The sequence below is a fragment of the Ectothiorhodospira sp. 9100 genome, from assembly GCF_022227565.1.
Lineage (GTDB): Bacteria > Pseudomonadota > Gammaproteobacteria > Ectothiorhodospirales > Ectothiorhodospiraceae > Ectothiorhodospira > Ectothiorhodospira marina.
In genome coordinates this window covers 16,139-33,722 of sequence record NZ_JAJNAN010000002.1, presented here as the reverse complement: position 1 = coordinate 33,722, position 17,584 = coordinate 16,139, and the positions used below count along the sequence as shown (strand labels likewise).

Below are 17,584 nucleotides of genomic sequence, written 5' to 3'. Positions count from 1 at the left end.
ATGGGGAGAAGATCATGGGCTCGGTGCCCAACCTCTACTACAAACAGAACCGTCTCAAGCAGTTGCGAGCCTTCTGCCGGGCCGCCCGGCTGGGCAGCATCTCCATGGCGGCCGAATCCTTGTTCCTCAGCCAGCCAGCCGTATCGCTGCAGATCCAGGCACTGGAGCGGGAATTCGGCACCACCTTTTTCGAACGCCGCGGCCCGCACATCAAGCTGACGCCCGAAGGCGAAGCGCTCTACAAGCTGGCCGACCCTCTGGTGGAGGGCGTGGACAAGCTGCACGAGACCTTTGCCGCCCGATTCGGACACCTGGAATCGGGGGAATTGAACGTGGCGGCCGGGGAATCCACCATCCTCTATGTGCTCCCCGAGCCGCTGCGGCGTTTTGCCGAGGTACATCCCCATATCCGTATCAAACTGCATAACGTGACCGGTCGCGACGGGTTGGCCATGCTGCACCGGGACGAAGTGGATTTCGCAGTGGGCTCCATGCTCGAGGTGCCCGATGGCATCACCTATCAGCCCATCGTGGATTATCACCCCAAGCTCATTACCCCGATCGACCACCCCCTGACGCGCAAGACCGATCCGGTTCGGCTGGAGGATATCAGCCCCTTCGGCCTGATCCTGCCGCCACGGCATCTGTCCACCTGGCGCATGGTGGACCTGGTGTTCCGTCAGCATCATGTGGACTATCACGTATCCCTGGAGGCGGGGGGCTGGGAGGTCATCAAAAAGTACGTGGAACTGGGGCTTGGCATCTCCATCGTGACGGATGTCTGCCTCACCGGCGAGGAGTCGCTGGCGGCCATCCCCCTGGATCACCATTTCCCCGCCCGCAGCTATGGCGTGGTACAACGCCTGGGCCGACACCTCTCCCCGCAGGCCAAACGGTTTATCCACTTCATGGAACAGGCCTATACCGCCGAGCACGTCGAACACCCCGAACCGGAGGCCTGAAAATGGGGCCTTCGTCAACGTTCCGGGCCGGGCCGCGCGCTTAAAATTGTGAACCATTACCGAAAAAACAACCGGAGACCCAAATGAAATGGCTGGTGATGACCGCCCTGGCCGGGGCCCTGCTGGCGCCCATGGCTGGCGCCGATGATGACAAGGACGCACCGGATTCCGAGGCACCCGAGCCGATGCGCATCCTGGGGTATGTGGAAGATGTCACCCTGATGCCGGAGGGGGTGGTGCTGAAGGCAAGGATGGATACCGGCGCCACCACCAGTTCACTGAATGCGCTGAACAAGGAGACCTTCGAGCGTGACGGCAAGGAATGGATCGCTTTTGACATCATCGACCCGAACGACGAGGACAACAGGATCCGGCTGGAAAGGGAGATCACCCGCCATGTGCGCATCATTCGTCACAGCGGCGACCATCAGCGCCGCCCTGTGGTCGAGGTGGGCCTGTGCATGGGGGACGTCTACCGCAAGGAGGAGGTCAGTCTGATTGACCGAACAGCCCTGAGCTATCAACTGCTGGTGGGCCGCAACCACATGGCAGGCGCGATCCTGCTGGACTCCAGGGACAAGTTCCTGCAGGCCCCGGACTGCAATCTCGACTGATCCGGGCCCGTGCCCCAAGGACACCGCATGAAGCGATTTCACCTGCCCCTGCTGATCGTGGCACTGGTTGCCACGAGCCTCACGATCTTCTATCACAAAGCCTTCAACCTGGGGTTTCCGCTCACACCCGCCCAGACCACCAATAACTGGATCGTGGAGGCGCGGGTCGGCTTCGAACCCAATGGAGGCGCGGTCACGGCGCGGGTATTCATCCCCTATGAACCCAAGGGGCTGGCCATCCTGGACGAGAACTTCATCTCGCGGGGGTATGGCCTGACCACCAGCCTCTCGGGCGAGAACCGCGAGGCCGTGTGGACCACCCGTCAACCCAGCGGTCGACAGGTGCTGTATTACCGCACCACGGTGTATCAACTGGAAAGGGATCGACGCGAGCCCCCCTACCCCGGGCCGGTCAGCCCACCGGAGCTGGAAGAACCCTACGCCTCGGCAGCCGAGGAGGTGGTCACCCGGGTGCGCGCCCGATCAGCCGATATCACCAGCTTTGCCACGGTGCTGGTGCGCGACATGAACCAGATTCCGGACGAAAACATCAGTCTGTTCGTCTCCAGTTCGGACAGTGACCGTACCAAGGTCAGGACGGCCATTGACCTGCTGGCCGGAGCCCGCATCCCGGCACGCATGGCCCATGGCATTCCCCTCACGGAGCGGGGCCGGGATCTGCAACCCCAAACCTGGCTTGAAGTGCACAACACCCGCGAGTGGGTGCCCATCAATATCCATGACGGCAGCGTGGGCTACCCGGAAAACTTCATGGTGTGGTGGTATGGGGATGTGGATCCTGTTCGACTCAACCGGGCGCGCAACCCGCAGATCAGTTTCGCGGTGACCCAAAACTACATGGACGCCGTCGGCGTGGCCCAGCAGCGTGCCGAGATACTGGATTCCCGGCTGATGGATTTTTCCCTGCTCAACCTGCCGGTACAGACCCAGAACATGTATCGGGTTCTGTTGCTGGTCCCCCTGGGGGCAATGATCATTGTGCTCTTGCGCAATGTCGTCGGCGTCCAGACCTTTGGCACGTTCATGCCCGTACTGATCGCCCTCTCCTTCCGGGAAACGGAGCTTCTGGGCGGCATCATCCTCTTCACGCTGATCGTCTCCCTGGGGCTGGCGATCCGTTTCTACCTGGACCGACTCAAGCTTTTATTGGTGCCCCGACTGGCCTCGGTGGTGATCGTGGTCATCATGCTGATGCTCACCCTGAGCATCCTCAGTCACAACCTGGGCATCGAATACGGCCTGTCCGTCGCCCTGTTCCCCATGGTGATCCTGGCCATGACCATCGAGCGCATGTCCATCCTCTGGGAAGAACACGGGCCAGCAGATGCCATCCGCCAGGGCATTGGCAGCCTCGCCGTGGCGGCCGCTGCCTACCTGTTGATGATCAACCCTTATATTGATCACCTGTTCTTCGTCTTCCCGGAAATGCTGCTGATCGCCCTGGCGGTCACACTCCTGCTGGGTCGTTACACAGGCTACCGCCTGAGTGAACTGGTGCGTTTCCGGGCCTTCAAAAGGGCGTCGTCCTCATGACGTGGTTCGTCTCCCCCCGTGAGCTTCGGCGCCGTGGCGTGGTGGGCATGAACCAGCGCAATGCCGGCCTGATCTCCGAGCTGAATCCGCGCAGCCGCTACCCCCTGGTGGATGACAAGCTGCGTACCAAGCAATTGGCCCTGGAGGCGGGCATCGCTGTGCCCGAACTCTACGGAGTGATCGAAACCAATCACGACATCCGGCACCTGCCACGCATCGTCGCGCGCAGCGATGACTTCGTGATCAAACCCGCCCACGGAGCCGGGGGCAACGGCATTCTGGTGATCACGGGGCGGATGCGGGACAGCTTCCGCAAATCCAGTGGCCGCATGGTGGATCTGGAGGGGGTAGGCCACCATGTGTCCAATGTGCTCAGTGGCATGCACAGCCTGGGGGGACAGCCGGACACAGCCATGGTGGAATATCGGGTGAAATTCGACCCCCTGTTCGAAAAGGTCAGCTTTCAGGGCGTGCCGGATATCCGCACCGTGGTCTACAAGGGTTACCCCATCATGGCCATGGTGCGCCTGCCCACCCGGGATTCCGACGGCAAGGCCAATCTGCATCAGGGCGCGGTGGGTGTGGGTATCAACATGGCGACTGGGCGCACCGGGCAGGGGGTGTGGCATAACCGCATCGTCGACCTCCACCCGGACACCGGCGCCCCCATCAAGAACCTGCAGATCCCCGACTGGGATACCTTGCTGGAACTGGCGGCACAATGCTTTGAACTCACCGGCCTGGGCTACCTGGGCGTGGACGTGGTGCTGGACCGGGAGCGCGGGCCCCTGATGCTGGAACTTAATGCCCGTCCCGGTCTGGCCGTGCAACTGGCCAATGGTGCCGGTCTGGGTGAGCGGGTGCGCGTGATCGATGCACTTCAGCGAGAGAGGCACACCCCCCAGAGCCGCGCCACTCTGGCCCAGGAACACTTCTCTCAGGCCATACAACCCGCGGCATGAGCACCATGACGATCGAAGTCCTGGCGGGCGTACTCCTGGGTAGCGCTGCGGGCGGCGTCGCCCGCTTTCAGGTAGGGGCCTGGGTCACTCAGTTCGCCGGCACCTCGTTCCCGTGGGGCACAGGGGTGGTCAATGTCAGTGGTGCCCTCGCCGCCGGCGTGCTCATTGCCCTGTGGCCCGCTGAAGATCCGTCCTCACCGGGGCTGCAGGCCCTGCTGATGGCGGGTTTTCTAGGGGGGTACACCACGGTGTCCTCATTTGCCCTGCAGACCCTCAACCTGGCTCGACAGGGCCATCAGCTCAAGGCCACGGGCAACCTCCTGGCCTCGGGTCTCCTGTGCCTGGGGGCAGTCTGGTTGGGATACCAATCGACCACGCTTTGGTTGGGCCACCCGTGAGACTGCGTCTGGCCATCGCCGCCGGCACCGCCCTGGGGGGGCTCACCCGTTATCTGACAGGTATCATGGTGGTCGGCGGCCTGGGCCTGGTGCATCCCATCGCCACCTTGGGTGTCAACCTGCTGGGCTGCCTGCTGATCGGTGCCTTTGCCACCCTCACCGGGCCGGGCGGACGCCTCAGGGTGGGCCCCGTCACCCACCAGGCGGTGGTCACGGGATTCCTTGGGGGATTCACCAGCTTTTCCATGCTCAGCGTGGAAACCCTGGATTGGGCCCACTCGAACGGGTTAACCTCCGCGACAATCGCCATGGGTCTGCACCTGATCGCAGCCCTGGCGGCGGCCTGGCTGGGCCATGGCCTGGCCGCCCGTTACAACGCCTCTCGCCCGCGCAACCCTTGAAGCCGTCCTGAAAACTCAGCAGTCAGGCGAAATGAACTTCCCCTGGCAGGCTTGTACCTCAGTGCTAAACTCAAGTATGTTGAGTTCCGGCTCCCCAGGATTTTCCGGACAGGCGGTCGAATCCACTTGACGAGTGCAGCTATGACCCCGAGCAATGTCATGAACATCAAGAATCTCAAACAGGCCTGCCAGGCCTGCAGTCTGGGTGATCTATGCCTACCGCTTGGGGTCCCCCTGGAGGATCTGGAACTGCTGGAAGGCATCATCAGCCGCAAGCGACCGGTACATCGCGGCGACACGCTCTATCAGGCGGGAGACTCTCTGGGCTGCCTGTATGCCGTGCGCTGTGGATCGGTAAAGACCTTTGTGCTCACCGATGACGGCGAGGAACAGATCACTGGCTTCCATCTGCCGGGGGAGTTATTGGGGCTGGATGCCATCGGCGAGGGGGTACACCCCTGCACGGCCATCTCCCTGGAAACCTCCAGTGTCTGCGAGATCCCCTTTGAGGGCCTGGAGGCCCTGGCGGCACGCACGCCGGGCCTGCAGCATCAACTGCTCAGGATCATGAGCCGCGAGCTGCAAAGCGATGAACAGCTTATGACCCTGCTGGGCAAGCGCGCCTCGGATGCCCGCCTGGCCGCTTTCCTGCTCAACCTCTCCGACCGCTTCGGGCGCCGGGGTTTTTCCCGGCACGAATTCAACCTGACCATGTCCCGCAATGATATCGGCAATTATCTGGGGCTGGCGGTGGAAACGGTCAGCCGGATGTTCAGCCGCTTTCAAACCCAGGACCTGATCACCGTGCGGCGCAAGCTGATCACCCTCCACGACATCGAAGGCCTGCGGCGCGTGGCAGGACTGCACGGCCAGCAACCATGTACCACGGAATGCGAGCACCGTTCCGAGGCTTCCGCGAGCGGCTGAGGGTCTTCTCTTCCGTTTACCGGTCCAGATGGGAAGCCAGCACGCGCCAGTCGATGGTACCGAAGGCCACCTGGTATTCCAGCAACATCTGCCCCCGGACATGGCCGTCCTCGAGCGTGGCCAGCACCCATTGGTCATTGAGGACATGACTTTCATCCGGCACGAAGAACAGGGTTCCGCCCAGCACGGGCTCATGATCGATGAGTTCCGGTCGCTGGACCAGATCATTGAGCAGATCCTCCCGAGGTTGATTCAGTCCCTGACGCCGCAGACGACGCGTCTGCGCCTTGGTGAGCCCGACGGCAGCGGGCTGCTCCACCTGCCCCGCCATGAACGCATTCAGGCGCATCTGCAGCGCCAGGGTTTCCTGATGGGCCTGCTGCAGATCCCGTTCAAGACCCATCCCCCGATGGATGTAGATCATCGCGGTGATCAGCAGGAACAGCATGAAACCGAACCACACCAGGCGTTCGGCATGGGGCAGAAAGCGGGACTTTTCCGACATGGCAGTTCCTCGGGACGTGAAAGTGGATCAATGGGCCATGCATCCGGCATCCACAAGAGGGTGGGTGCCCGTTACATGGCTTCATCTGTACACGCCTGCTCCTTCCCTGTCGAGACCGCTGCGCCCCCACTTCCGTCAAGGTTCAATCTTGAGTCCTTCGGCTGGTTGTTGTAACCTTCGCGGGCTGTCGGAGAGGTAGGCGCGAGATCATCGTCCCAGCCACCTGCCCGGGCACGCCGGAGTAGCTCAGTTGGTAGAGCAGGGCATTCGTAATGCCAAGGTCGGGGGTTCGACTCCTCTCTCCGGCACCAATGCAAAGGGCGGCCCTTGGGGCCGCCCTTTTTCGTATCCGGTGATGTGTGCCCCGGGCACAGGATCGGTTCAGTTGAGCTCCAATGCCCCGGTGAGCTCCGAGACATGGCTCATGCCATGGCGCTGCAGATAGTCGTTGATGCCCTGGTTGATCTTGCCGCACAGCAGCGGATCGTAGAACAGCCCTGTACCCACCCCCACCGCCGTGGCACCGGCCAGCAGAAACTGGATGGCATCATCGGCACTGGCCACCCCACCCTGACCGATGATGGGTATGCCGTGAGGACGAGCCACCTGGTAGACCTGATGCACCCGCAGCAGGGCCACCGGCTTCACCGCCGGGCCAGACAACCCCCCCTGGTTATTGCCAATCACCGTGCGGCGACGCTCGGTGTCGATGGCCATGCCCATCAGGGTATTGATAGCGGAAAGCCCATTGGTACCCGCCTCGATGCAGCGCCGGGCATTCCCGGCGATGTCTGTCTGATTGGGCGACAGCTTGGTGATCAGGGGCTTTTGCGTCACCTTGCGACAGGCCTCCACCACCCGGGCCGACATATCCGGATCATTGCCAAACGCCACCCCGCCCTCCTTCACATTGGGGCAGGAAATGTTGATCTCGATGGCATCCACCGGGGAGTCGTCAAACCGCTGGGTCACCCGGATATATTCCTCGAGGGTAGAGCCGGACACATTGGCGATGAAACGCGTCTCATCGAAGTCCAGTCGGGGCAGGATGTCATCCACCACATGGTCCACCCCGGGGTTCTGCAAACCGATGGCATTGAGCATGCCGTCGGGCGTTTCATACACCCGATGGGGTGCATTGCCCAGGCGGGCATCCCCCGTGGTGCCCTTGAGGCACACCGCCCCCACCTGACGATTGGAGAACCCTGCCACGCGGGTATACTCCTCGCCAAAACCAACGCAGCCCGAGAGCAGCACCAGGGGCGAGGCAAATGGCAGACCGCAGAAATCGATGGCAAGGGTCTGTTTGTGATGGGTATCGACTGGCATGTTTCACATCGTCCTGTATCAACCGGAAATCCCCCCCAACACCGGCAACATCATGCGCCTGGCGGCCAACACGGGCTGCCGCCTGCACCTGATCCATCCCCTGGGGTTCACCCTGGATGACACACGGCTGCGTCGCGCCGGACTGGATTATCGGGATCTAGCGTCGGTGACGGAGTATGACAGCCTGGGGGCCTTCTCGGAAGCAGTGGCCCCCCGGCGACTGTTTGCCGTCACCACTCGGGGACAGCAGACCCTGGGCAACACCCGGTTCGAGGCGGGGGATGCACTGCTGTTCGGGCCTGAAACCCGGGGCCTGCCGGCAACGATATTGACGGACATGCCGGCAAACCGGCGGCTACGGATCCCCATGGTACCGGACAGCCGCAGCCTCAACCTGTCCAACTCGGTGGCCCTGGTGGTGTACGAGGCCTGGCGGCAATGCAGTTATGCAGGCGGGGCCTAGAATTCGGGTTTGGGATCCCGACTGAGCAGTTCCTCCACTGCCACGGTGGGGGGCAGTTGCTCGAACAGGACCCGCGCCACCTGACTGCAGATGGGCATATCCACCCCCAGGGCCGAGGCCTTGGCCACGGCGATGCGGGCCGTACTCACCCCTTCCACCGCCTGACCGATGGCCGCGACGGCCTCTTCCAGGCTCTGCCCCTGCCCCAGGGCCAGGCCCAGGCGGCGATTACGGGATTGGTTGTCGGTGCAGGTGAGGACCAGATCCCCCAGACCGGACAGCCCCATGAGGGTTTCGGAACGGGCCCCGGTGGCGGCTCCCAGACGCATCAGTTCCGCCAGCCCCCGGGTAATCAAGGCGGCGCGGGCGTTGGCACCGAAACCCAGACCGTCAGACACCCCAGCCGCGATGGCCAGCACGTTCTTGAAGGCCCCGCCCAACTGCACCCCCACGACGTCATCGCTGGTATAAACACGAAGCGTGCCCCCCGCCAGCCAGGCCATGGCCTCCTCGGCAAAATCCGTATCAGGGGAGGCCAGGGTCAGGGCGGTAGGCAACCCCCGGGCCAGTTCACCGGCAAAGGAGGGCCCGGAGGCCACGCCCCAGGGTCGATCCGGACCCAGATCCTCCAGCACCAGCTCATGCAGCCAGCGAGTACTGTCCAGGTCCAGTCCTTTAGTGGCCCAGATCAGGCCCCCTGAACCCAGATGCGGCGCAATGCGATGGAGCACCGCCCAAAAGCCACCGCTGGGCACGGCAAGCAGTACATGGTCGGCCCGACTCACCAGACCTTCCAGGTCTGATGTGGCCTCCAGGGTCGCAGGGAAAGGCACATCCGGCAGATAACGGGCATTGCGGCCCTCTGCCTGCATGGCCCTGACATGGTCCGCGTCGCGACCCCACAGGCCGACTCCCAGCCCCTTGCGAGCCAGGTGCAGGGCCAGTGCCGTGCCCCAGGAGCCGGCACCCACCACCGCCACATTCCGAACGTCACTCATGAAATCGGTCCGGATCCGTTCTACGTGATGATACCCGCGTCGCCATTCTTGCGCCCCTCAGTGGCCGGCTGTTGACCGCGCATCTTCTGAGCATAAAGGGCATCGAAATTCACCGGCGCCAGCAGCAGCTGGGGGAAACCGCCGCGGGTGACCAGATCGGAAATCACTTCGCGGGCAAAGGGGAAAAGGATGTTGGGGCAGTAGGAAGAGAGCAGCGGTCCCTTCTGTTCCTCGGGAATTCCCCGAACCATGAACACACCGGCCTGCTTGACCTCCACCAGGTAGGCGGTCTCACCCTGGGACTTGGTGGTTACCGTCAGGGTCAGTTCCACCTCATGCACGCCCTTTTCGTCCAGGGCGCGCGCCTGGGAATTCAGCTGGACATTGGTTTCCGGCTTCCACTCACGGGTAAACACACCCGGCGTACCTGGCGCTTCAAAGGAGATGTCCTTGGTGTAGATCTTCTGCAGCCCGAACTCCTGCTGCGGTTGATCCTGGGCGGCGCCGTCGGCGCCTGCATTCGGTGACTGGTTTTCCGACATGATAACTCCGCGGGCAAGTGACTATTCGGGGGGCATGATAGGGTGCGCCCCCCCGGGGTGCAACGGTGGCAGAGCTGGGTCTACAGGCCGAGGCGTTCGTCCAGCTCGCCCCGCTGTTCCAGCTCCACCAGATCGGTATACCCCCCAAGGTGATCCTCGCCGGCGAAGACCTGCGGAACCGTATGCCGCCCGGAACGCTCTTCCATGACGCGGCGTTGTGCCGGATCATCATCGATGCGTATTTCCTGAATCTCCACACCCTTGCCGCGCAGCAGGCGTCGGGCCATCATGCAGAAGGCGCACCAGCCGGTGCCATACATGATCACGGGAACCGGCTTACGGAGGGAGGATTCAGTCAACGGGGGACTCTCAACGGTCGATCGGGCTTAGCGCTTGCTCAGCGGCAGGCCTTCGGATTGCCAGCCCAGCACGCCGCCACGCAGATCGATGACCTTATCGAAGCCATTCTTCACCAGCGTGTTGCAGGCCTGGCCGGAGCGGCTGCCACTCTCGCAGTAGACAATCACGGTCTTGTCCTTGTGCTTGTCGATCTCGCTCAAGCGATCCTTGAGTTTGGTGAGCGGGATATGGCGGGCACCGGTGATCTTGCCATTCTTGCGGGCCTCCGCCTCTTCTCGCACATCCAGGACCAGGGAGTCGTCCTGATTCATGGCGCGCACCGCCTGCTGTGGCCCCATGACCTGAAACTTTCGGGTCAGGCGGGAGAACTCAGTGTAGCCAATGGCACCGATCACGGCGGCCAGCAGGCCGAACAGCAGGGGGTGGTTGGCAACAAACTCCAGATACTGGTCCATGAATCGCTCGGGCTGGGTCAATCATTGGGAGGTCCGCATTCTGCCCCCTCGGGGCCCGGCGGGCAAGCCAGGGGACTCAGACGGACCGGCAGAACACATCCTGCATCATCCCGATCAGGCGCAGGGTGCGGCCATCGCCCACCCGGTAATACACCCGATTGGCGTCCTTGCGGGCGGAGAGAATACCCTTATCCCTCAGGATCGCCAGGTGCTGGGAGATATTGCTCTGGGAAGTGCCCACATGGTCCACGATCTCCTGCACACTCACCTCGCGGTCCCCGAGCACACAGAGGATCTTGAGACGCAGCGGGTGCGCCATGGCCTTGAGCGAACGCGAGGCACGCTCGATATCCTCCTCCTTGCCCATCAATTCAGACGGGTCGGATGGCATGGACCCAACCCTGTTGACGGGCTCAGCAGCACTGTTAGCGAATGGAACCGGTGGCATCGGACATCTCGTATATTAGTAGTGGTTAATCCAATTATGATCTTTATCAAAAATATTTCAATGGGTGACCGGTCAGAAGGCCTGTTCAGGGCGATCACGTTCACCGCCCTGCTGGCACTGTCCCCGGCGGCCAGCGCCGACGGGACGGACTGGGAGCAGGCCCGCGAGCGCCTTCAGGAAGTGCAGCAGGAAATTGAGCAGGTTCGGGATGAACTGGAGAAGGCCCGGGGCAAACGAGGCACGCTGGAAGCGCAACTGCGCGAGACCGAGCGCGCGGTCAGTCGAACGTCCCGGGACCTGACCCAAAGCGAGGCCGATCTGGAGAAAACCCGTTCACGTCTGCGCACCCTGGAGGCCCGCGCCCGGAAGGAGGAGGCGCGCCTGGAGGCGCACCGCGAAGGCCTCGCCCTGCAATTGCGTCACGCCTATCAGGCCGGTCAGCAGGATCAACTCAAGCTGATCCTCAATCAGGAAGACCCGGCGCGACTGGAGCGAATGCTCACTTACTATCGCCACTTCAACGCGGCGCGCAGCGAACGCATCCGGGAAGCCCGGGAGGCCCTGGCCGACCTGGCGCACACCCGACAGGCCCTTGACGAGGTCAGGGTGGACCAGGCCCGGCAACGGTCCGCCCGGCAACGCCTGCAAAATGAACTGGAGAGGCGTCGGGAGGAACGGGCCGGGGCCCTGGCTGCGCTACAGGCGGACATCGACGCCGCTGGCCAGACCCTCACTCAACTGGAAAGCGATCAACAGGCCCTTGAAGACCTCATTGAATCCCTGGATGCCGCATTGAGCGACATCCCGGACGAATCGCTCATGGATGAGGCCTTCGCCGATCATCGCGGTCAACTGCCCTACCCCGTGCCCGGCGAGATCCGGCACGGTTTCGGCACAACCCGCGCCAGCGACACCGGGCAACGCTGGCGTGGCCTGGTGATCACCGCGGAGCGAGGCGATCCAGTGAGGGCCATCCATCACGGCCGGGTAGCGTTTGCCGACTGGATGCGGGGCTTCGGCATGCTACTGATCGTGGATCACGGTGATGGCTACATGACCCTGTATGGTCACAACGAGAGCCTGCTCAAATCCCCGGGAGATTGGGTACGACAAGGTGACGCCATCGCCCATGCCGGGGACAGCGGCGCCGATCAGACACCGGGGGTGTACTTCGAGATCCGCCACGAGGGCCAGCCCGTGAACCCCGCCCGATGGTGCGACTCTAACCAGCGAATGGTAGGCTCTCGTTAATGGCGCATGCCAGCCAAGACCGTCTGGCCTATTGAGGCCCTGTCACAGTATCCCGCGGATTCCCCGCACGACGGGACAGTAGTGGAGTAAAAGTATATGAAAACCCAAACCCGCGTGGGCGCAGGCCTGCTGATGGGCGTGATCCTGGGCGTGATGCTCAGCATCTCTTTCGGCGTGGTCGCCGACAGACAGGAATCCTCACAAGCTGTTCCCCTTGAGGACCTGCGGGCCTTCACGGACGTATACATGCGCATCAAGCGCAACTACGTGGACGAAGTGGAAGACTCGGACCTGCTGGAGAACGCCATCCGAGGCATGCTCTCCGGCCTGGACCCCCATTCCACCTTCCTCAATTCCGATGAGTTCTCGGAACTGCAGATTGGCACCCAGGGCGAATTCGGCGGTTTGGGGCTGGAAGTGGGTATGGAAGATGGCTTCGTCAAGGTCATCTCCCCCATCGACGACACGCCGGCCAGTCGCGCCGGCATGCGCGCGGGCGACCTGATCATCCGCCTGGACGACACGCCGGTTAAGGGCATGACCCTCAACGAGGCCGTGAGCAAGATGCGTGGCCCCAAGGGCAGTGACATCACCCTGACCGTGGTTCGTGAGGGCCGTGAGGCCCCCTTCGAGGTGGAGATCACACGGGACACGGTTCGCGTGCAGAGTGTGCGTAGTGAAATGCTGGAGCCAGGCTTCGGCTACCTGCGGGTGACCACCTTCCAGTCACGCACCGCACAGATGCTGGTGGAAGAGGCCCGTGCGTTGCAGAAGGAAAGCGGCGGCCTCAAGGGCCTGGTGCTGGACCTGCGCAATAACCCGGGGGGCATTCTCAACGGCGCCGTGGGCGTGTCGGATGCCTTTCTCAACGACGGTCTGATCGTTTACACCGAAGGCCGTGTGAAGGACTCTGAGTTCCGCTACACCGCCTCCCCGGGAGACGTGCTCAATGGCGCGCCCCTGGTGGTGCTAGTGAACGCCGGCTCGGCATCGGCATCGGAGATCGTCGCCGGGGCCCTGCAGGACCATGAGCGGGCCATCATCATGGGTTCCTCCACCTTCGGCAAGGGCTCGGTGCAGACCATCCTGCCTCTGGACAAGGGCGAGGCACTCAAGCTGACCACCGCACGCTACTACACCCCGGCGGGCCGCTCCATCCAGGCCGACGGCATCGAGCCGGACATCAAGCTGGAACAGATCACCCTGGCCGAATCCGGTGAACCCGGCATCCGCCCGATCACGGAGGCCCAACTGAGTCGTCACCTCGCGGGAGAGAACGAGAAAGCCGACGACGAGGAAGGTGAAGAGACGCTGGAATCCCTGGCGCAGCGGGACTACCAGCTCTATGAGGCCCTGAACATGCTCAAGGGGCTGGATCTGCTCCAGGCGCGTCGCTGAGGTGCCAGGCCTGGGGCGAGCCAGCCTCTGGGGTCTTCTATTCTGGGCCCTGACGGGAGCCGCCACCGGGGCAACTGCGGACGCGGATCCGTGGCCCGTGGTGGCGATCGTCATTGATGACCTTGGCAATGACCCGCGGGAGGCGCGACGCACCGTTGCGCTTCCCGGCCCCCTCACCGTGGCGGTACTGCCTCATACCCCTCAGGCGCACAACGCCGCCCTCTGGGCCCATCAACGAGGCCATGAAGTCATGCTGCACCTGCCCATGGAAGCCGACAATGGGCACGACCCCGGCCCCGGGGCCATCCTGCGACACATGACCGAGTACGAGACCCGGGACACGGTCCGCGAGGCACTGGCCAGCGTCCCATACGTCCGCGGCGTGAACAATCACATGGGCAGTCGCCTATCCCGCGAGGCGCATCATCTGGCCTGGGTGATGGCAGAAGTCAGCCATACCGATCCAGCGCTCTATTTCGTGGACAGCCGCACCCATGCACAGACTCTGGTGCGGCATGTGTCCACCTGGGCCGGCCTGCCCAGCACCCAGCGGGATGTCTTCCTGGACGCAAAACCCCACGACGCGGATTTCGTGCGCAAGCAGGTGAAACGGCTGAGCCGGCTGGCACGCCTGCGGGGCTATGCACTGGGCATCGGACATCCCTACCCCGCAACCCTGGAGGTGCTGGAGGCGATGCTGCCCGAACTGCAGGCCCAGGGTATCCGCCTGGTCACCGTCAGCGATTACCTCACACGCAAGCAGGAGGTGAAGCAATGGCACGCATCCTTATCCCCATCGCCCACGGCAGCGAAGAACTCGAAGCCGTCACACTGATCGACCTGCTGCGCCGCGCCGACTTCCAGGTGGTGGTCGCCGGTCTGGAACCGGGCCCGGTGACCTGCTCCCGGGGCGTCGTCATAAAGCCCGACGTGCTCCTAGACGAGGTCCTGGATGACCCCTTCGACCTGGTCGTGCTGCCCGGTGGCCTGCCAGGGGCCAACCGCTTCGACGCCGATCCCCGCATGCATGCCCTCTTGCGCCGAATGCAGTATGAAGGGCGATTCATCGGCGCCATCTGCGCCGCGCCCAAGGTGCTGGGCAGCGCCGGCCTGCTCAAGGGTCGCACCGCCACCGGCCACCCCTCGGTGGTGAATGCCCTGGACCTGCCGGAGACCCGATTCACGGGGCAGGCGGTGGAGGTGGACGGCAACATCGCCACCTCCCAGGGCCCGGGCACCGCCATGGACTTCGCCCTGGCCCTGATCGAGCTGCTGGCTGGCACCGATAAGCGCCGGGAGGTGGAGGGCCCCCTGTGCCGACCCTGACAGGCCGGCACCTTGTCACCGGTGCAGCCCCCGCATCGCCCACAGCCCCAGAAGCGGCCCCGGCAGCAGCCACAGCATCACCCAGGTGCCCTGCATCTCCCACAGCAGGCTGGTAAGCCAGATGGCCGGCACGGTCAGGGCGAAACCGATGGCGTTCATCACCGCAAGCGACGACCCCACCAGTTCCCGGGGCGCATGGGCCGCCGCCAGGGCGGAGAACTGGGGCGAATCGGCGATCACGGTCACACCCCATAGGACCAGCAGGATCAGCAGCACGCCGGCGGGGGCCCAGGCCAGCAGCGGGTAGGCGAGGCAGAGGGCGCCCGAAACCGCCAGGGCGCGACGGGCCACCCACTCACTGCCAAGACGCCGGCTGAGCCGCCCCCCCCATACGCAGCCCAGGAAGCCCACGGCAATGACCGCAAAGGCCAGCCAGGGAATCCAGGCCTCCGGCGCCTCCAGCCGGGCGACCTCCCGCCCCACCAGCAGCGGCACCAGCATCCAGAAGGCATACAGCTCCCAGCAATGGCCGAAATAGCCCCCGGCCACGGCGCGAAAATGCGGCAGCTTCAGGCCCGAGAGCCCATGGCGCAGGGACGTCCTGCCCCCGGCCCTGGGAAGATGCGGGCCATCGCCCAGGGTGAGGATCAACAGCCCCCCCAGCAGCGCCAGCCCGGATGCCGCCAGCAAGGTCCACTCCCACGGCAGTCCCAGGGTGGCCCCGCGCATCAGATGCGGCAGGGCCGTGCCCAGGGTCAACATCCCCACCAGCCAGGACAACGCCGCCCCGGCGTACTGAGGCACCCAGGAAATGACCAGCTTCATTCCCAGCGGATAGATCCCCGCCAGGCACAGCCCGGTGAGGAAACGCACCAGGACGTCCAGATAAGGCTGGGTCGCCACCAGCAGAAAACCGGCATTCACCAGGGCGCCGCACAGGCTGGCCACCGCAAAGATGTGGCTCGCCCGGAACCGGTCCGCCAGGCCGGTGGCGGCCAGGGTGAGCGTGCCCACGATGAAGCCGGCCTGTACCGTGAGCGTGAGATACCCAAGGTCCGCATCCGATAGCCCCAGGTCCTCGGACATGGACTGCCAGACACCATTGATGCTGAACCACAGCGACGTCCCGAACAGCTGGGCCAGGACCACCACGGGGACCGGATGGCGGCGGATGAGGGTGGTGAGTGGCTGTGGCAAGAAAATAAAGTTTCGTCCTCCCAAAGGCTCACAGATCCAGAGCAAAACGAATACGGCAGGCTAAAGGCCTGCCCCCGGTCCAAGTAGCAAGACAGCCACCAAACGCACCTCCCAGATTTTCCAGATCGAGACCTACTCCAGCATCCTTGATCAAAGACCAGGTACGACGATACAGGATGCATCCCGGCAGACTTTCTGCCGCCATGCCGCATGCATTGCCATACAGTGACTGCATTGAAGGCAATGGAAAATGCAGGCTATGGCCATGCTCACAGTACGCAACCTGCCCGACGAGGTGCATCGCGCCCTGCGTGTCCGTGCAGCCTTGCGCGGGCACAGCATGGAAGCGGAGGTCCGCGAAATCCTGGAAGCCACTGTAGCACCCGAAGGGCGCATCCGGCTGGGTTCTCTGTTGGCAGACATTGGCCGCACGGCCAAGCTGACCGATATAGAACTGGCATCCTTTGGGTTTGCTCGCGCCGGGCGCTCGACGATCGCTGCCGTACTGCTCGCCCAGGCGCAGGATGCCGAGGCAAGACCGGAAGCCCTGCTGGGGATGGGCGCGACGGTTGAGAATGTGGCGGATAAGCCCGGCGGTGTTCGGTCCGCTCTTTTCCGCCCAGCGCACGCCCCATCTGGACCCCTTTCGCTCCGGAAAAGGGGCCGATCCTAACGATGGATGTCCTGCGTCGCCTCCTGCCCTGAAGGTGGCCGAATGGGCGTGGAATACTCAGGTTGTTTGAGTGGCCACCCGGCCACACCCTCTAAACTGAAGCTGTTATAGACGAGACTTGTCGTTACCGCTTGCCAACAGTCATAACGATGTTTAAACTTTGTATAAACATTTGACTGGAATCCGTCATGACTGAAACCGTGCTCGACATCAAACACTGGGGCAACAATCTTGGTGTGCGCTTGCCCGCAGCTGTGGCTCGTGCCGCGCATCTGCACGCTGACCAGCGCGTGCGTATTACTGTGGAAGGGGAGCGCGTCATTATCACCCCTTTGCACGATGAGCCCCTCACGCTGGAACAACGCCTGGCCCGCTTTGATCCAGAACGTCACGGCGGCGAAGCCATGCAAACCAGCGACAACCTGGGCGCCGAAAAGTGGTAAAGCGCAGCGCCTGGATACCAGAGCGCCAAGATGTGATCTGGATTGACTGCAACCCCCAGCGCGGGCAGGAAATGCGCGACGTGCACCCATTTTTGGTGTTGTCCCCCCAAGCCTTCAACAAACGCACCTCGCTGGTGATCGGCCTGCCCATGACCACCGCCGAGTACAACGCCGACAACCCTTTTGCCATTAACGTAGGGGTAGCAAGCGGGCGCAAGGCCGGAAAACCCAGCTACGTGCCCTGTCACCAACCCAAATCTTTTGACTGGCGTCTGCGCGGCGGAGCGCCACACCCGATGAAAAAAATCACCGACGCCCGCTTCGCCGAAGTACTGGCACTGCTGAATCAGGTTATTCAGTTGGCTTGAAGCTCGTAAG

General features: G+C 63.3%; 22 protein-coding genes, 1 tRNA gene and 1 pseudogene. 16 read left to right on the top strand and 8 right to left on the bottom strand.

Features of this window, described 5'->3' with window-relative positions; translation table 11 throughout:
* The first annotated feature begins 14 nt into the window (after positions 1 to 14).
* The 7 genes from LPW29_RS01020 to fnr all read left to right on the top strand — a co-directional run bounded on the left by LPW29_RS01020 (position 15) and on the right by fnr (position 5,818).
* Positions 15 to 962: a LysR family transcriptional regulator gene (locus tag LPW29_RS01020; RefSeq protein ID WP_238626457.1), complete on the top strand. Its 948-nt coding sequence runs from the start codon at positions 15 to 17 to the stop codon at positions 960 to 962.
* Positions 963 to 1,093: 131 nt separating this feature from the next.
* A complete protein-coding gene (locus tag LPW29_RS01015) occupies positions 1,094 to 1,576 on the top strand; it encodes an ATP-dependent zinc protease family protein (protein WP_370642796.1) in 483 nt (160 codons plus the stop codon).
* A gap of 27 nt (positions 1,577 to 1,603) precedes the next feature.
* Complete coding sequence (locus LPW29_RS01010; RefSeq protein WP_238626456.1) at positions 1,604 to 3,130, top strand: inactive transglutaminase family protein; 1,527 nt, start codon at positions 1,604 to 1,606, stop codon at positions 3,128 to 3,130.
* Positions 3,127 to 4,092 carry an alpha-L-glutamate ligase-like protein gene (locus LPW29_RS01005; RefSeq protein WP_238626455.1) on the top strand — a complete coding sequence of 322 codons (966 nt, stop codon included), beginning with the start codon at positions 3,127 to 3,129 and terminating at the stop codon, positions 4,090 to 4,092. The genes LPW29_RS01010 and LPW29_RS01005 overlap by 4 nt, the downstream gene beginning before the upstream one ends.
* Before the next feature lie 5 nt (positions 4,093 to 4,097).
* Positions 4,098 to 4,490: a fluoride efflux transporter FluC gene (locus LPW29_RS01000; protein WP_238626454.1), complete on the top strand. Its 393-nt coding sequence runs from the start codon at positions 4,098 to 4,100 to the stop codon at positions 4,488 to 4,490.
* Positions 4,487 to 4,891 (top strand): fluoride efflux transporter FluC, encoded by a 405-nt coding sequence (locus LPW29_RS00995; RefSeq protein ID WP_238626453.1) that lies wholly within the window; start codon positions 4,487 to 4,489, stop codon positions 4,889 to 4,891. The genes LPW29_RS01000 and LPW29_RS00995 overlap by 4 nt, the downstream gene beginning before the upstream one ends.
* 141 nt (positions 4,892 to 5,032) lie before the next feature.
* Positions 5,033 to 5,818: a fumarate/nitrate reduction transcriptional regulator Fnr gene (gene fnr, locus LPW29_RS00990; protein ID WP_238626452.1), complete on the top strand. Its 786-nt coding sequence runs from the start codon at positions 5,033 to 5,035 to the stop codon at positions 5,816 to 5,818.
* Positions 5,819 to 5,834: 16 nt separating this feature from the next.
* On the opposite strand, the gene LPW29_RS00985 is transcribed toward fnr, so the two are convergent.
* Entirely contained in the window at positions 5,835 to 6,323 is a 489-nt protein-coding gene (locus tag LPW29_RS00985) for a hypothetical protein (protein ID WP_238626451.1), read from the bottom strand.
* A gap of 235 nt (positions 6,324 to 6,558) precedes the next feature.
* Here LPW29_RS00985 and LPW29_RS00980 point away from each other — a divergent pair.
* Positions 6,559 to 6,634: transfer RNA gene (locus tag LPW29_RS00980), tRNA-Thr, on the top strand.
* A gap of 70 nt (positions 6,635 to 6,704) precedes the next feature.
* Here LPW29_RS00980 and LPW29_RS00975 read toward each other — a convergent pair.
* A complete protein-coding gene (locus tag LPW29_RS00975; RefSeq protein ID WP_090251996.1) occupies positions 6,705 to 7,652 on the bottom strand; it encodes a dihydroorotate dehydrogenase in 948 nt (315 codons plus the stop codon).
* On the opposite strand from LPW29_RS00975, the gene trmL reads away from it, so the two are divergent.
* Positions 7,651 to 8,115: a tRNA (uridine(34)/cytosine(34)/5-carboxymethylaminomethyluridine(34)-2'-O)-methyltransferase TrmL gene (gene trmL / locus LPW29_RS00970; RefSeq protein ID WP_238626450.1), complete on the top strand. Its 465-nt coding sequence runs from the start codon at positions 7,651 to 7,653 to the stop codon at positions 8,113 to 8,115. The two genes, LPW29_RS00975 and trmL, sit on opposite strands and share 2 nt — an antisense overlap.
* Here trmL and LPW29_RS00965 read toward each other — a convergent pair.
* The 5 genes from LPW29_RS00965 to LPW29_RS00945 form a co-directional block, all read right to left on the bottom strand.
* Positions 8,112 to 9,113: an NAD(P)H-dependent glycerol-3-phosphate dehydrogenase gene (locus LPW29_RS00965; protein WP_238626449.1), complete on the bottom strand. Its 1,002-nt coding sequence runs from the start codon at positions 9,111 to 9,113 to the stop codon at positions 8,112 to 8,114. The two genes, trmL and LPW29_RS00965, sit on opposite strands and share 4 nt — an antisense overlap.
* A gap of 20 nt (positions 9,114 to 9,133) precedes the next feature.
* Complete coding sequence (gene secB / locus LPW29_RS00960; RefSeq protein ID WP_090251988.1) at positions 9,134 to 9,655, bottom strand: protein-export chaperone SecB; 522 nt, start codon at positions 9,653 to 9,655, stop codon at positions 9,134 to 9,136.
* An 80-nt stretch (positions 9,656 to 9,735) separates the two neighbouring features.
* Positions 9,736 to 10,014: a glutaredoxin 3 gene (grxC, locus tag LPW29_RS00955; protein ID WP_238626448.1), complete on the bottom strand. Its 279-nt coding sequence runs from the start codon at positions 10,012 to 10,014 to the stop codon at positions 9,736 to 9,738.
* 27 nt (positions 10,015 to 10,041) lie between these two features.
* Positions 10,042 to 10,470, bottom strand: a complete 429-nt coding sequence (locus LPW29_RS00950; protein WP_090251985.1) for a rhodanese-like domain-containing protein — start codon at positions 10,468 to 10,470, stop codon at positions 10,042 to 10,044.
* Between the two features lie 76 nt (positions 10,471 to 10,546).
* Positions 10,547 to 10,861 (bottom strand): ArsR/SmtB family transcription factor, encoded by a 315-nt coding sequence (locus LPW29_RS00945; protein WP_238626447.1) that lies wholly within the window; start codon positions 10,859 to 10,861, stop codon positions 10,547 to 10,549.
* Positions 10,862 to 10,978: 117 nt separating this feature from the next.
* On the opposite strand from LPW29_RS00945, the gene LPW29_RS00940 reads away from it, so the two are divergent.
* The 4 genes from LPW29_RS00940 (at position 10,979) to LPW29_RS00925 (ending at position 14,893) form a co-directional block, all read left to right on the top strand.
* A complete protein-coding gene (locus tag LPW29_RS00940; RefSeq protein ID WP_238626446.1) occupies positions 10,979 to 12,169 on the top strand; it encodes a murein hydrolase activator EnvC family protein in 1,191 nt (396 codons plus the stop codon).
* Between the two features lie 96 nt (positions 12,170 to 12,265).
* Entirely contained in the window at positions 12,266 to 13,567 is a 1,302-nt protein-coding gene (locus tag LPW29_RS00935) for a S41 family peptidase (protein ID WP_238626445.1), read from the top strand.
* A 97-nt stretch (positions 13,568 to 13,664) separates the two neighbouring features.
* The gene (locus tag LPW29_RS00930) at positions 13,665 to 14,402 is read left to right on the top strand and encodes a divergent polysaccharide deacetylase family protein (protein ID WP_238626444.1); all 738 of its coding nucleotides are present in this window, start codon (positions 13,665 to 13,667) and stop codon (positions 14,400 to 14,402) included.
* Positions 14,342 to 14,893, top strand: coding sequence for a DJ-1 family glyoxalase III (locus LPW29_RS00925; protein WP_238626443.1), 552 nt, complete (start codon positions 14,342 to 14,344; stop codon positions 14,891 to 14,893). Before LPW29_RS00930 ends, LPW29_RS00925 begins: the two co-directional genes overlap by 61 nt.
* Positions 14,894 to 14,908: 15 nt before the next feature.
* On the opposite strand, the gene LPW29_RS00920 is transcribed toward LPW29_RS00925, so the two are convergent.
* Complete coding sequence (locus LPW29_RS00920) at positions 14,909 to 16,090, bottom strand: MFS transporter (protein WP_255705602.1); 1,182 nt, start codon at positions 16,088 to 16,090, stop codon at positions 14,909 to 14,911.
* A gap of 250 nt (positions 16,091 to 16,340) precedes the next feature.
* On the opposite strand from LPW29_RS00920, the pseudogene LPW29_RS15710 reads away from it, so the two are divergent.
* The 3 genes and pseudogenes from LPW29_RS15710 to LPW29_RS00905 all read left to right on the top strand — a co-directional run.
* A pseudogene (locus tag LPW29_RS15710) lies at positions 16,341 to 16,415 on the top strand (FitA-like ribbon-helix-helix domain-containing protein); the annotation flags it as partial.
* Positions 16,416 to 16,951: 536 nt separating this feature from the next.
* Complete coding sequence (locus LPW29_RS00910) at positions 16,952 to 17,206, top strand: AbrB/MazE/SpoVT family DNA-binding domain-containing protein (RefSeq protein ID WP_238626442.1); 255 nt, start codon at positions 16,952 to 16,954, stop codon at positions 17,204 to 17,206.
* 32 nt (positions 17,207 to 17,238) lie between these two features.
* On the top strand, positions 17,239 to 17,574 hold the full coding sequence (locus tag LPW29_RS00905; protein WP_238626441.1) for a type II toxin-antitoxin system PemK/MazF family toxin: 336 nt from the start codon (positions 17,239 to 17,241) through the stop codon (positions 17,572 to 17,574).
* The last annotated feature ends 10 nt before the right edge of the window (positions 17,575 to 17,584 follow it).